Here is a 12,679-nt window from a genome sequence, read left to right as displayed (position 1 = left end):
AGCAGACACCGTCAGCGTCCTGCGCGACGTTTTCACCGTGGGACGAGTGCAGAAGCCGTAGCCAGGCGCCTATAACCAAAGGTCGGGCAGCTATGTCAAGGACGTGACTTCGCCAGTTCAGCGGCCGTTCACAGTCGGGGTCTTCATCACGACGGACTGCGGTCCGCGCGTGCCGTCCTGCGACCGCTGCTCGAGCTTCAACAAGGGCCTGGACATGAATCCCGGCGTGAACACTCCCAGCCAGGCAGTCGCGGACGGCATCGTGAAGGACGTCTCGGCAACCGACGCCAGCGGACTCGGCGTGTGCGCCATCATCGAGCACATGATCGACGGCCGCCTGGTCTCGCGATGGTGGCAGTGGGCGTTGCCACCCTGGGGGCTGGAAAATGATGCTACCGATGCCCTCCGGGCGCGGCGGCGGAACGAGCATCGGCTCGGTGTACGGACTCGGAGTGTTCTCCGGTGCCGCCAGCGCGTGCTGCGCCCCAGTCCTCGCCGATGTGGCGGCGCTCTCCGGTGCCGCTTCGTCTTTCCCGGCCGCCGCCGCAGTGGGCGTCGCCTACGTATTCGGGATGGTCGCGCCCCTGTGCGCCTTGGCGTTGGCGTGGGACAGAAAAAACTGGGGAGCAAGTCGCCTGCTCGCGGCCACGACCATTCCGATCGGGCCCGGGGCCCGGTGGCGGTTGCCCGTGGGAACAGTGCTCTCAAGCGGGTTGATGATCGCCATTGGCGTGCTCACCGTCGTCCTCGCGGTGCAGGGACCGGGCATGGCACCGGACGGGTGGCAGGTTGAACTTGCCGCAGCACTGGGGCACTGGGCCGCCGTCATCCAGCAGTTTCTGGCCTTCATTCCAGGGTGAATCTCGACGCTCGCCGTCTTCGCCGCTCTCGGCGCTTTGGTCTGGACGGCGCTCCGCAGCCGAAAGCACGCAGCCACGCCGACCGCCTCCGGCAACCGACCCGACCAGGCGCATACGCGCGCCCAGACAGAGGAGTCACAGTAATGGCATCACGGAAGAAAGGCCGTCCGGGCATACGCCCGCAGTCACGCGCCAGGAGCACCGGGTTGCGCCGGGCAACGATGGTCGTGGGCATCTTGGCGGTTGCGGCAGCCATCCTGGTAGTCATGGAAAGCACTTGGAACGGGACCCCCACGGCTGTGGAAAACACCGCCTCCATCAATTACGCCGTGGGTGCTCCCGGCCCGGGCGCGGAAGCCCCCGACTTTTCTCTCGCTTCCACGGCCGGGGGGACGGTCAATCTCAGCGACTACCGTGGCGAGTCCGTTCTGCTCTTTTTCCATGAGGGGATCGGGTGTCAGCCGTGCTGCGACCAAATCCGCGGTCTGGACGCCGCCCAGACCGAGCTGCAGTCTGGCGGCGTCGATCAGCTCCTCACCATCACCAGCGGGCCGGTGGACCTGATCGCCCAGAAAATGGCCGACGACAAACTGACGGCGGACGCTTTGGCCGACACCCGTCTGGATGTCTCCCTGACTAACCAGACCAACAAGGACGGAATGATGGGTGAATCCCGCAACGGACACAGCTTCATCCTGGTTGGGCCGACGGGGGAAATTGAGTGGCGCGCCGACTACGGCGGCCCGCCGAACTACACCATGTACGTGCCGGTAGACGAGATCCTCACCCAGATGCAGGCTCTCCGGACCGACGCCTGATGCGAATCACCGTACTGACGCAAGCCTCGTGCCACGCCTGCGATCAAGCCAAGCTGGTAGTGTCCCGACTCTCCGCGGACTACTCCTTTCAGGTCGAGGCGATCGGCCTGGACACCGATGAAGGCCGGGCTCTGGCCGCTCGGAACGGCATCATCTTTGCCCCCGGCATCCTGATCGACGACGTCATGTTCAGCTACGGGAGGCTATCGGAGAAGAAGCTGCGGCTCCAGCTGTCCCGCCCCGACGTAGCCGCCCAGGGGCAGCCGGGCTCGAACGGCAGCTCACAGAACGTTGCCGTACACCACAATGCACATCAGCAATAGAGAGGACCGTCCAAATGGAACACCCGAACACAGAGGACAGAGCACATCGGCAGGCGATCGTTGCGGCCGCACGAGCACAGCTGAAGCGGGGCGAGCGGCGTCGGAGCTTCTGGATCTACGGCTTGGGCACCGTCGTCGCAATCACCCTCGTGGCGACCGTTGTCTCCATCTTCGTCGTCAACCAGAAAGACCAGGACGCGGCGAGATCGGCAGCAGACAAGCCAATCAGTGGCGTGGAGAGTTCTGATGGATTGAGCCGCGACCACGTGGTCAACGAGGTTGCGTTTCCGACGCTTCCCCCCGTCGGCGGAGATCATTCGGCCGAGCTGACAAACTGCGGCGTGTACACGAAGCCGGTAGACACCTGGCGGGCCGTGCACTCGCTCGAGCATGGCGCGGTGTGGGTCACCTACCGATCCGATCTGCCGCAAGAGCAGATCGACACTCTGACGGCTGATGCGGCGTCGAACCCATACGAACTCTTGAGCCCGTATCCTGACCTCCCCGCCCCGATTGTCGCCAGCGCCTGGGGAAAACAACTGCAACTGGACAACGTGGATGACCCCCGCCTGCAGTTGTTCCTGCAGACCTACCTACAGGGCCCACAGACACCCGAACCCGGCGCACCCTGCTCTGGTGGCGTCCAGGGCTGATCGGCACGGGATCCCGCGGGCGCAGCAGGGACCGTACGTTACGATGGAAGGTAGTTGATTAGGGTTTTCGTTTCCATTAGAGCGTAGAAGGGAACAACCCATGGTGCGCCCACTCGGCACGCTGGAACAGCACGTCATGGATCGCATCTGGTCCTGGGGGCGCCCGGTCGCCGTTCGCGAGGTGCTGGAGGATCTCCAACGCGAGCGCACACTCGCCTACACAACGGTAATGACAGTTATGGACAACCTGCGCCGCAAAGGCTTTCTGACTCGGGAGAAGGACGGCCGTGCGTATCTTTACCGACCTGCGCAGACTCGTGAGCAGCACACTGCCGCGTTCATGGGGGAAGTCCTTGCCGGAGGAGCTGACACTTCGGTGACATTTTTGCACTTCCTCGACCATATTCCGCCAGAGGAAGTCGCCAGCCTCCGTCTTGCCCTTGACGAGCACCTTCAGGGTCGCACAAGCACCACGCCATGATTGCTCCAGCCGTTTTGGCGGTCCTCGCCGTGATTCTGGCCGTCCTGGGGCCGACCCTATTGCGCCGGATGTCGTGGCTCGAGCGGTCTCCCCGGATCGGGATCACTGCGTGGCAAACGCTGAGCGTCTCAATTGTTTTGGCGGTGCTGCTTGCCGGTTCGAGCCTGGCCATCCCCGCGATTCCCTGGACCATCAACCTCGCCGACTGGATCCGTACCTGCGCGATGGCCCTCCTCGCGCAATACTCCACGCCAGGCGGTGCCGTGGTCAGCGCCACCGGCGCTGCCGCCGCAAGTGCCATCCTCGTCCGGGTCGCCTATTGCCTGGCCGCGGACCGGGCAATCGCAGCCCGTAACAGGAAAGTACAACTGGACGCCCTGGCCCTCATTGCGCGACCCCACCTCCGATACGACGCTCTCGTCGTCGACCATCCGGCCGCCGCCGCGTACTGCCTACCAGGCAGGGTCCGTCAGGTCGTCTTGACCAGTGCCGCCCTGTCGGCGTTGGATCACAATCAGCTCCTCGCCGTTCTGGCCCACGAACGGGCCCACCTGCGGGGACGTCACGACCTCATCCTCGCGGCGGCCGACGCGCTACAGCATGCATTCCCCCGTGTCCCAGCATTTCGAACCGCACGCAGAGAACTGGGCCGGCTCGTCGAGATGCTCGCCGATGACAGTGCGGCCCGTCATAGTGACCGGACCACGGTCGCCACCGCCTTGGTGCGCCTGGCTGAACACGGGCTGACCCCCGCGGCGGCCCTCGGTGCTGGCGGAGAATCAGCTCCCAGCCGAGTCAGGAGACTTATTTCACCGACTCGGCCCCTCGGCGCCGGGAAGACAACCGTCGCTGCTTTGGCTATGGGATTGTTGATCGCCTTGCCCTTGTTCCTCGCCATCGCCCCCGCATCCGCAGCGGGAACAATGGACCCGTGCCCGGAGGACGAGCAGTCCTTGACGATGTGATCGACGCTGCGCATTCCCCCGGAAGCCCGGATCTCACACTGCAACCGCACTGACGGCCATCGAACAGGTGTTGAGGCTGAATAAGAACCTCAATTCGGCAGATGCAGCGTGTCCACCTCCGGGCGCAGTGTGGTCAACTCCATTTCATCGGCCGCCGACAGCGACTTCGGCGCATCAGCTGTCGTCTTCCCTCGCATCATGAACCACATCATCAAGCCCATAGCCGCTGGGCAGGCCAGGAGGGCCAGACCATAGAGCGCCGTACTCACCGTGACGCCTCCAGGCTTTTATTGCCAGCCTCCGACGAAGCGTCGCCAGCCGGGTGATGGGCCATCATCTGCTCGTGCATTTTCGCCATGCCGGGTGCACCGGCCGTCATATCAGCCGTGTCGGACATCCCGGCCATCATCTGTTCGTGCATTTTCACCAGGCCAGGTGCTCTGTGCATCGCGGCCATGTGTCCGCGGGCGCTATCCTCGGCCTGACCCGCCGGGGCCGGAGGGCTGCTGCCCTCGGCCGCGTAGGCCGGAGCGACGGTGCCTGCTGCAAGCAACGCTCCAGCGGCCAGGGAGATGATCCAGATTCGTGAGCGCATGAGCGCCTCCTTCTTTGTCTACTATCTTTCATAGTAGTAGCCGAAGTTGGCTCCCGTCGCAGTGAACCGCGGTCACACAGGAAAGCCCCTGTCAGGAGTCGTTGTTACTTTGCTTCAATGACGCCCATCATCCCGTTGTCCTCGTGATCGAGGATGTGGCAGTGATAGACAGTCCGTCCGGCGAAGTCGTCGAAGGCGATGCGGACCTTCACTCGTCCCCCTGCCGGAACATTGACAACGTCTTGCCGAACCACCAACTCGACCGCCCTGCCATTTTCCTCAACGAGCTGCATTGGCCAAACGTGCAGGTGCAGGGGGTGGTCCATCTGGCTGGTGTTTGTCAGGGTCCATTCTTCGATGCTGTCGGCCTGAACCGTGGTGTCTGTTCTGTCCGCATCGAACACCTCTTTATTAATGGTGAAACTCATCATCGAGCCGCCCCTCATCCCGCCCATTCCCATCCCGAACGTGAGCTCGCGACGCGCCGTCACGGGCCGCGAACGAAGATCTGGGGGCACGGCCTGCTCGGGGACTGCGGACAGGGCGGTCATCGCATCACCGGACACCGTTAGTGTCGCCACTGAAAAGCCGCGAGGGTTGCTCTGAGCGTCCTGCCCGCTTGGTCCAGCGCCGCCGCCCATCATCCCGCCCATCATTCCGTTCGGGCCGCCGCGGTCGTAGGGCAGGGTCTGGAAGATGGATGTCCCTGAGACAGCGGTAACCAGGAGGTCCGCTCGGTTGCCGGGTAACAGCACTACCTCATCGACGTCGCCGGGGGTCTGGAACCGTCCCGAGTCGATGCCGAGGAGTTGTAGTTCCTGCCCGTCGAGACGCAGCCGCAGGTACCGGGACACACAGGCGTTGACGATGCGCCAACGTTCGCGTTCCCCCGGACGGGCGGTCATCACCGGATTCACCTGCCCGTTGACCAGAACGAGTTGTCCTTCCCGTCCCGCCATCTGTTCCGACGGCGTGACGGGAGGGATGCGGCCCAGGCTGTCCAGTGTGATGTCTGAGATGACGAGCACGCGCTCTCGCGTTGCCCTGATGGGAGTGGGGTCCTCGACAATGATGGCCCCGTAAAGGCCGCCGAAGACCTGATCGGCGACGAACCCGTGGTGGTGCGGGTGATACCAGTACACTCCCGGCGGGTGATCAGGCGGCAGCTGATATTCGTAGTCGAATGACTCTCCGGCCTTCACGGTCACGAACATGTTGTCGCCGTTGTCCGACGGAGAAACATGCAATCCGTGCACGTGCAGGTTGCTCGGATCGTTGAGGCCGTTGTGCAGGCTCACATTGAGCGTGTCGCCCGCCTGAACGCGTAGGGTAGGCCCCGGCACGCCCCCGTTATAGCTCAGCACGGTGGCACCGCGACCGGAAATCTTCACGTCCCCCGGTGCAGCATCCAGGCGTACCTTGAGGCGGCCATCGGCGCTACGCAGCTCGGGCGGCTGAACCAGTGGATCCCCGGAGGGCGCCCCAAAGCCTGAGCTGGTGGCCGAAGGCGATGCTGTCTGCTGGTTCCAGAGAAGTCCCGCTCCCCCGGCAACCGTGCTCGCCAGCCCGAGGCCACCGAGCGTGAGAGCGCTTCGACGGCTGAGAGGCTTCACCGCTTATCCTCGCCCAAGACTGCGCGCTGTTCGCGGTACTGCTCTGCGGTCAGCTCACCCCTGGCGAAACGTTCATCCAGTATCTGGCGCGCGCGGCCTAGCCCAACCTCTCCCCCCTGTTTCCGCCCGACACTACGATCGCCAGAAAACAGCCGAACCATGAGCACGACCAGCAACGAGATACCGACAATTGTCAGCAGCCCGAAGAGCCAGTACAGCCCCATACTTCCTCCATAGCCCCACATCATGATCCGACTCCTTCGACTCATATTTCGAGAATAGACACTGCCGCAAGCATACCCCTTGGGGTATTTTGGACAATCAAACGGCGTGCACCACTCCCCCTTTTCAGGCGGTGCATCCTCCCGGAAGGGGTAGTCGTTCAGTGCGCCTCAAGCCGTCACGGCGAGCAGCGAACGACAAGTGAGCCGTGAGCCGGTAGAAGCATTCCGGAATACTATCTATCCTAGTAGCGTTGCCTGATTAACGACCCAGAGGCCCTACGACAGCCTGCCACCGACGAGGTGGATCGCCCCGATCGTATACCCCCCATGGGTATAGGCTGAGAGTGTTCGACACGGAGATTGTCGCTGTGAGGCCGATTCTTCAGAATGGAAGATTCACATGACTCAGGAAGCCGAAACTACTGTCCTCGAAGTGCAGGGCGTTCAATGGGCATCCTCGCGAGCGATCGTCGAGTCGGTGCTCGCCCGCCGCCCCGGCGTGTTGAGCGTTGATGCGAATCCGGTAGCGCAAACCGCGAGCGTGACCTTCGATCCCAGGCAGACCTCCGTCACTGATCTGGCGGCATGGGTCCGGGAATGCGGTTACCACTGCGCTGGACGCTCCGTGCCCGATCACATCTGCGATCCGGTGGCGTCATCCGTCACCGACCACACCGAACATGAAATGAAGACCGGACAACCGCCTCGAACCATGCAGGAGACCATGGGGCATGGTGGCGCGCACGGCGACATGTCCATGGCCGGCATGATCCGGGACATGCGCAACCGGTTCATGGTGGCGGTGATCCTGTCGGTTCCGATCACCCTGTGGTCGCCGATCGGCCGCGACGTTTTCGGTTTCGCGGTTCCTGCCCCGTTCGGGCTGCGGGATGACGTTTTCGCGTTGATCCTGTCTCTGTCGGTCATTTTCTATTCGGCTTGGATCTTTTTCGATGGGGCCTTCCGGGCGCTGCGGGCTCGAACCCTGGACATGATGGTTCTGGTAGCCGTCGGTGTCGGAGCGGGCTGGCTCTATAGCCTGTCTGTCACCCTTACCGGTGGTGGGGAAGTTTTCTACGAGGCTGCGACCGTTCTGACCAGCTTCGTCCTCCTGGGCCACTGGTTTGAAATGCGTGCCAGGGGCGGCGCAAACGACGCCATCCGCACGCTGCTCGAGTTGGCACCGTCGATGGCATTCGTCATCCGAGACGGGGAACCGGTTGAGGTCGCGACCGCGGAGGTTGTCCCGGGCGACCTCCTCCTGGTTCGGCCCGGAGCAAAAGTTCCAACTGACGCCGTCGTAGAAGACGGTGAGTCCGACATCGACGAATCCATGGTCACCGGGGAGAGCCTTCCCGTCGCCAAGAGCATCGGATCCAACGTGATCGGCGCCACAGTGAACACCACCGGAACCCTTCGCGTGCGGGCGACCAAAGTCGGCGCCGATACCGCACTCGCGCAGATCGTGGCCCTGGTTCAGGAAGCACAGAACTCCAAGGCCCCCGGACAACGGCTAGCCGACCGCGCGGCCTTCTGGCTTGTGCTCGTAGCCCTCATTGGCGGCAGCGCCACCCTGGGTGCGTGGCTCTTGGCCGGCGCGAGCCTTCCTACCGCGATCCTCTTTGCGATCACCGTCGTCGTCATCACCTGCCCGGATGCGTTGGGCCTGGCGACACCGACCGCCATCATGGTCGGCACCGGCCTGGGCGCCAAACGCGGTGTCCTCTTTAAAACTGCGACCGCGTTGGAGACTTCGGCTCGAATCGACACGGTCGTCCTGGACAAGACGGGAACTCTGACCCGGGGCGAACCAGAGGTGACGGACTTCATTGCTGTTGGGATGGATGAGGTCGAGTTGTTGGCCCTTGTCGCTGCAGTGGAACGGGAGTCCGAGCATCCGCTCGCCGCAGCCGTCGTCAGTTACGCCGTCGGGCGCGGCGCGACTGCGTTGGAAGCATCTGCGTTCCGCAATGTTCCGGGACATGGTGCCGGCGCAACAGTCGCAGGACGCCAGGTGTTCGTCGGCAACCGCAAACTCATGGTCGCCCAGGGCATCGATATTGATCCGGTGTCCGCCCAGCGTCAGACGTTGGCCGCCACCGGACGGACGGCGGTCCTCGTCGCCGTCGACGGGAAGGCCGCTGGGGTCATCGCCTTGGCTGACGCCGTTCGAGAGACCGCGGCGGCCGCCGTTGTCGCTCTTCACGAAGCGGGAATCGAGGTCGTCATGCTCACCGGCGACAATGAGGCGACCGCGCAGCGGATCGCATCCATGCTCCAGATCGATGTTGTGATCGCCGAGGTGCTCCCGGAAGACAAGGCCGCGAAAATCAAGGAGCTGCAGGCGTCCGGCAAGCGAGTCGCGATGGTCGGCGACGGAGTCAACGACGCTCCGGCCTTGGCACAGGCGGACCTCGGCATCGCCATCGGGGCGGGGACGGACGTCGCCATCGACACGGCGGACGTAGTCCTGATGCGGTCAGACCCCCTCGACGTCCCCATCGCCCTGCGCATCGGGAAAGGCACCGTGCGCAAAATGCGCCAAAACCTCGGCTGGGCGGTCGGCTACAACGCGATCGCGCTCCCCATTGCCGCCGGCGTTTTCTTTCCGACGTTCGGCATCCGGCTCAGTCCGGAAATCGCCGCCATCTCCATGTCCGGCTCCAGCGTCATCGTCGCGGTCAACGCGCTGCTGCTCAAGCGGCTGCGCCTCCCGCGACAGCCCGAGAGCACGACGGCCACCACATCGGCTGACGGAGCAGGGAATGACGTCGGAGTTTCAGCCTGATCTGGCGCCGGCCCGCAGGGGTACCACGACCGCGAATCTGGCTCCCTGCCCTGTCCCTCCCGACGAGGCCGTCACGTCCCCGCCGTGCGCACGCGCTATTTCCCGGGCGATCGTGAGACCGATCCCTGATCCGGCGGAGCGGCGGGCCTGTCCGGGCACACGGTAGAACCGCTCGAAAACACGGTCTGTGTCCTCCTCGGCCAGGCCCACTCCCGTGTCGATCACGACGACCTCACCACGGCCGTCGGCGCCGTGCGTCGTGATGGTGACCGCACCGCCCGCCGGGGTGGCGAGCAGGGCGTTGCCGAAAAGGTTGGTCAGAACCTGGGTGATCCGGTCCGGGTCCACGTGCACGGGCAGCGGCGTGGCGACGTTGAGTGTCAACGTCACGCCCGAATCTTCGAATTGCGGAGCGAGCCGGTTGGCCGTGCGGCGAGCAAGATCGGCCAGGTCGGCATCGACTGGATGCAGGTCGAGCCGCTGTTCTTGAGCGCGCGACAGGCTGGACAGGTCATCGGAGAGGCGATGCAGGCGGCGCAGTTCCTCGCTGAGGGAGGCGAATGTGTCGGGGCTGGCGGTGAACACGCCATCGATCAGCCCCTCGACGTAGCCGTCCAGAACGGTCAGTGGGGTTCGCATTTCATGCGCAACCTCCCCGAGCAGCCGGGTTCGCCGTGACTCGGTATCGGCCAGGGCCTGGGCCAGCGTGTTGACGTCTGTGGCCAGCGCTGCGAGTTCCGGCTCGGAGGGGACGGGGACCCTGCCTCCGTATTTTCCGGCAGCGATCAGTTTGGTCGCGGCCCGCACAGCGTTGAGGGGGCGAAGTAGGCGCCCCGTGACTGCCGCGGCGACGAAACCTGCGGCGATGACGCTGGCCAGTACCCCGACGATCAGCGAGGTCGTGAGCGCGGATAGGAAGGCGGAGCGCACGCTGGTCGCGTCCATGGCCCCCATCGACATTCCGGTGCCCTCACTGTCCATCATCATCCCCAGCCGGTCTTCGAACAGTCGAGGAGCGAGCAGCGAGATCGTCAGATAAGCCACCATGCCGCCGACCACGGCAATAGCGGCATAGGAGATGAACAGGCGCAGCGAGAGGCGCATCTTCATCTGGGCCCGGCCACAAACTTGTAGCCCACGCCCCGCACCGTGGCGATCAGGTGTGGATCGCCGGCATCGTCGCCGAGTCGTGCGCGCAAACTGCGGATGTGAACATCGACGACCCGTTCGTCGCCGTAGAAATCGTAGCCCCAGACTTTTTTAAGCAGTTGTGCCCGGGAAAACACCCGCCCGGGCTCGGTTGCGAGTGCGGTGAGAAGATCAAACTCCAGGCTCGACAACCCCACGGAGACTCCATTCGCCTCAACCTCTCGGTGGGCGGGTTTGATGGACAAGCCATCGAAGCGAAGCAGGGCGTCTCTGTCGGTTCGCTCATCCCGATTGTCACGACGGAGCATTGCCTTCACTCGAGCCGTCACCTCGCGCGGGCTGAATGGCTTGGTCACATAGTCATCCGCACCCACACCGAGCCCCACGAGCTTGTCGACCTCCTCCGCCCTGGCCGTGACGAGGATCACGTACGCGTCGCTGAAGCCTCGCAACTGCCGGAGAACCTCCAGCCCGTCGATCCCCGGCAGCATTACATCCAGCAGCACGAGAGCGGGAGGGTCCTTATGGAGTACCGCAAGCGCCTCGGCGCCGTCCGCGGCCTCCGCTACGTCATAACCTTCCGCTTCCAGGTAGCCGCGCAGGACCGTCCTGATCTGCGCCTCGTCGTCGACAACCAGGACCTTCTGCATCGCTCACCCCTTTTCTTCTGATTATCGCCGTCCGGCGGCACGGACTCTGCACTGCGCCCCAGGGACTCGGCGAGGGAGGACCAACTCAGGCCTTACCTCTCGAGCACCTGCAACCGTTCTCGGTATTCCGTTTCATTCAATTCACCCTTCGCGAAGCGATCATCGAGTACTTGACGCGCTGGACTGCGCTCGCCTTGTCCGCGGCTCAGCGGAGTAGTCCCGCGGAACCCTCCGCGTTCAGTTCCGTCAGCAAAAGCCCGCACAACCCAGACAACAAGGAGGATGACTGCGACGAGCATGAGCAGCCCTACCGGCCATCCCCACGTCATGTTGTATCCGTTTCCCCACATCATTTCTTCTGCTCCTTCAGTTTGTGTTTATTTTCGTACATCCAGGCAGCCCGTGGACCGGTCCGCCTGTTCAGGAGACGGTCAGGTCCGCGCCATCCCCAAGCCCATCCCTACGCCCATCCCTGCGCCCGAGTGCATACCGACTCCCGAACCCATGCCCATCCCCTCACCTGGGGTGTGGGTCGCGTTCAGCATCGGGTCAATGCGGCTCCTCATCTGTTCTACGGCTGCCTGCCTGTCATCAGATGACAGAGTGCTGTTGGAGTCGAGAGTGGTCCTCTGCTGGGAGAGAATTGCGTCTTTGAGCCCAGAAACCGATTTGCCCTGGGCTTCAGCGACATCCGCGAGGGACCCACCCGACTGGACCCGGTCCTGCAGCTCCGTCCGACTCAAGCCGAGGTAGCTCGCGATCGCGACCATGGGCGAACTCTGCCCGAATGCCATGCCGGCCAAGTGGCCTGACCGGTGCTCGCCAACTGACGACGAGGTCGTCGATGGTGGCTGGGAAATAGCCCCATCACCGGTAGATGCCTGCGCCGCGGCAACACCGCCCGTGACAAGCGCTCCGACAAGCCCGAGTCCCGCAACACCAGCGGTCATGTTCTTCCGATTGAATTTCATCAGTCTCAACACCTTTCGCGTTCAGCCACCAAGTTGGTGTCTACACACCAGCATGCAGACCGCGCATGAAGCTCCAGCCCCCGAGCATGTGAAGGTTTGATGAAACGCGCTGGCCAGGCTCATACCAATCCGCAAAGCGCATGCCGACGGTCGTTATGCGTCGATTCCTGACACCGACGGCGCAGCAACCAACCGTCAACTGTTCGAGTCATCGTCTGAAAATCAGATTGTCCACCGTATCCCGACAAGCCGGGAAAGACATCGCAGTGTGCACCTTGGCGCTGCGGGCTGAACGCCGAACGGCGCCGAGTGTCGGCCCGGTTGCGTCGTTACGAAAGCGAATCAACCCGGGCGGCGAAACGCCGCTGCAGCCCCGCATGGCGCTTGTGATAGTGGTTCTAAACACCGAGGCGGACCTGGGCCAAGGGGAGAGGATGGGCGATGGGTGATATCGCCGCGAAATCCTGCACCTGTTACTGCTGGGGTACCTGGACTCGAACCAAGAACAACTGAACCAGAATCAGTCGTGTTGCCAATTACACCATACCCCACTGCCTGTTCCTCAGAACGGACCGACTCGTAACTCTAA

General features: G+C 63.5%; 14 protein-coding genes and 1 tRNA gene. 7 read left to right on the top strand and 8 right to left on the bottom strand.

Annotated features, from left to right (window positions below):
* Nucleotides 1-117: 117 nt before the first annotated feature.
* Complete coding sequence (locus E3O47_RS07030; RefSeq protein WP_134371662.1) at nucleotides 118-315, bottom strand: hypothetical protein; 198 nt, start codon at nucleotides 313-315, stop codon at nucleotides 118-120.
* Between the two features lie 83 nt (nucleotides 316-398).
* Between E3O47_RS07030 and E3O47_RS07025 the strand changes: the two genes are divergently transcribed.
* From E3O47_RS07025 to E3O47_RS07000, 6 genes are all read left to right on the top strand, one after another.
* Nucleotides 399-860 carry a hypothetical protein gene (locus E3O47_RS07025; RefSeq protein WP_134419946.1) on the top strand — a complete coding sequence of 154 codons (462 nt, stop codon included), beginning with the start codon at nucleotides 399-401 and terminating at the stop codon, nucleotides 858-860.
* 143 nt (nucleotides 861-1,003) lie between these two features.
* The gene (locus tag E3O47_RS07020) at nucleotides 1,004-1,678 is read left to right on the top strand and encodes a redoxin domain-containing protein (protein WP_134419944.1); all 675 of its coding nucleotides are present in this window, start codon (nucleotides 1,004-1,006) and stop codon (nucleotides 1,676-1,678) included.
* The gene (locus tag E3O47_RS07015) at nucleotides 1,678-2,001 is read left to right on the top strand and encodes a thioredoxin family protein (RefSeq protein ID WP_134400726.1); all 324 of its coding nucleotides are present in this window, start codon (nucleotides 1,678-1,680) and stop codon (nucleotides 1,999-2,001) included. Before E3O47_RS07020 ends, E3O47_RS07015 begins: the two co-directional genes overlap by 1 nt.
* Nucleotides 2,002-2,015: 14 nt before the next feature.
* Nucleotides 2,016-2,654 (top strand): DUF3105 domain-containing protein, encoded by a 639-nt coding sequence (locus tag E3O47_RS07010; RefSeq protein ID WP_134419942.1) that lies wholly within the window; start codon nucleotides 2,016-2,018, stop codon nucleotides 2,652-2,654.
* A gap of 100 nt (nucleotides 2,655-2,754) precedes the next feature.
* Nucleotides 2,755-3,135: a BlaI/MecI/CopY family transcriptional regulator gene (locus E3O47_RS07005; protein WP_134419940.1), complete on the top strand. Its 381-nt coding sequence runs from the start codon at nucleotides 2,755-2,757 to the stop codon at nucleotides 3,133-3,135.
* Nucleotides 3,132-4,100, top strand: a complete 969-nt coding sequence (locus tag E3O47_RS07000) for a M56 family metallopeptidase (protein WP_104102932.1) — start codon at nucleotides 3,132-3,134, stop codon at nucleotides 4,098-4,100. The genes E3O47_RS07005 and E3O47_RS07000 overlap by 4 nt, the downstream gene beginning before the upstream one ends.
* Nucleotides 4,101-4,189: 89 nt before the next feature.
* Here the strand turns inward: E3O47_RS07000 and E3O47_RS06995 are convergent, their stop codons facing one another.
* The 4 genes from E3O47_RS06995 to E3O47_RS06980 form a co-directional block, all read right to left on the bottom strand.
* A complete protein-coding gene (locus E3O47_RS06995; RefSeq protein WP_134341793.1) occupies nucleotides 4,190-4,369 on the bottom strand; it encodes a hypothetical protein in 180 nt (59 codons plus the stop codon).
* Complete coding sequence (locus E3O47_RS06990) at nucleotides 4,366-4,695, bottom strand: hypothetical protein (protein ID WP_104102926.1); 330 nt, start codon at nucleotides 4,693-4,695, stop codon at nucleotides 4,366-4,368. The genes E3O47_RS06995 and E3O47_RS06990 overlap by 4 nt, the downstream gene beginning before the upstream one ends.
* 104 nt (nucleotides 4,696-4,799) lie before the next feature.
* Entirely contained in the window at nucleotides 4,800-6,308 is a 1,509-nt protein-coding gene (locus E3O47_RS06985; protein ID WP_134419938.1) for a multicopper oxidase family protein, read from the bottom strand.
* Nucleotides 6,305-6,556, bottom strand: a complete 252-nt coding sequence (locus tag E3O47_RS06980) for an SHOCT domain-containing protein (protein WP_134341795.1) — start codon at nucleotides 6,554-6,556, stop codon at nucleotides 6,305-6,307. The genes E3O47_RS06985 and E3O47_RS06980 overlap by 4 nt, the downstream gene beginning before the upstream one ends.
* Nucleotides 6,557-6,932: 376 nt before the next feature.
* Between E3O47_RS06980 and E3O47_RS06975 the strand changes: the two genes are divergently transcribed.
* The gene (locus E3O47_RS06975; protein WP_134419936.1) at nucleotides 6,933-9,320 is read left to right on the top strand and encodes a heavy metal translocating P-type ATPase; all 2,388 of its coding nucleotides are present in this window, start codon (nucleotides 6,933-6,935) and stop codon (nucleotides 9,318-9,320) included.
* Here the strand turns inward: E3O47_RS06975 and E3O47_RS06970 are convergent.
* The 3 genes from E3O47_RS06970 to E3O47_RS06955 form a co-directional block, all read right to left on the bottom strand.
* Nucleotides 9,312-10,430 carry a HAMP domain-containing sensor histidine kinase gene (locus tag E3O47_RS06970; RefSeq protein WP_104102917.1) on the bottom strand — a complete coding sequence of 373 codons (1,119 nt, stop codon included), beginning with the start codon at nucleotides 10,428-10,430 and terminating at the stop codon, nucleotides 9,312-9,314. The genes E3O47_RS06975 and E3O47_RS06970 overlap by 9 nt on opposite strands.
* Nucleotides 10,427-11,119, bottom strand: a complete 693-nt coding sequence (locus E3O47_RS06965; RefSeq protein ID WP_104102914.1) for a response regulator transcription factor — start codon at nucleotides 11,117-11,119, stop codon at nucleotides 10,427-10,429. The genes E3O47_RS06970 and E3O47_RS06965 overlap by 4 nt, the downstream gene beginning before the upstream one ends.
* Before the next feature lie 1,450 nt (nucleotides 11,120-12,569).
* A tRNA-Gln gene (locus tag E3O47_RS06955) sits at nucleotides 12,570-12,641 on the bottom strand.
* Between the last annotated feature and the right edge of the window lie 38 nt (nucleotides 12,642-12,679).

The sequence above is a fragment of the Cryobacterium sp. TMT2-17-1 genome (genome assembly GCF_004402765.1).
Classification (GTDB): domain Bacteria; phylum Actinomycetota; class Actinomycetes; order Actinomycetales; family Microbacteriaceae; genus Cryobacterium; species Cryobacterium sandaracinum.
Note: the sequence above shows the minus strand (reverse complement) of the source record. Positions and strands in the feature narration are given on the sequence as shown.

Bases quoted from the DNA above. Each gene is read 5' to 3' on its own strand.
- E3O47_RS07030 (WP_134371662.1), bottom strand. From the start codon at position 315: ATGATGGCGCACACGCCGAGTCCGCTGGCGTCGGTTGCCGAGACGTCC.
- E3O47_RS07025 (WP_134419946.1), top strand. From the start codon at position 399: ATGCCCTCCGGGCGCGGCGGCGGAACGAGCATCGGCTCGGTGTACGGA.
- E3O47_RS07020 (WP_134419944.1), top strand. From the start codon at position 1,004: ATGGCATCACGGAAGAAAGGCCGTCCGGGCATACGCCCGCAGTCACGC.
- E3O47_RS07015 (WP_134400726.1), top strand. From the start codon at position 1,678: ATGCGAATCACCGTACTGACGCAAGCCTCGTGCCACGCCTGCGATCAA.
- E3O47_RS07010 (WP_134419942.1), top strand. From the start codon at position 2,016: ATGGAACACCCGAACACAGAGGACAGAGCACATCGGCAGGCGATCGTT.
- E3O47_RS07005 (WP_134419940.1), top strand. From the start codon at position 2,755: ATGGTGCGCCCACTCGGCACGCTGGAACAGCACGTCATGGATCGCATC.
- E3O47_RS07000 (WP_104102932.1), top strand. From the start codon at position 3,132: ATGATTGCTCCAGCCGTTTTGGCGGTCCTCGCCGTGATTCTGGCCGTC.
- E3O47_RS06990 (WP_104102926.1), bottom strand. From the start codon at position 4,695: ATGCGCTCACGAATCTGGATCATCTCCCTGGCCGCTGGAGCGTTGCTT.
- E3O47_RS06980 (WP_134341795.1), bottom strand. From the start codon at position 6,556: ATGATGTGGGGCTATGGAGGAAGTATGGGGCTGTACTGGCTCTTCGGG.
- E3O47_RS06975 (WP_134419936.1), top strand. From the start codon at position 6,933: ATGACTCAGGAAGCCGAAACTACTGTCCTCGAAGTGCAGGGCGTTCAA.
- E3O47_RS06970 (WP_104102917.1), bottom strand. From the start codon at position 10,430: ATGAAGATGCGCCTCTCGCTGCGCCTGTTCATCTCCTATGCCGCTATT.
- E3O47_RS06965 (WP_104102914.1), bottom strand. From the start codon at position 11,119: ATGCAGAAGGTCCTGGTTGTCGACGACGAGGCGCAGATCAGGACGGTC.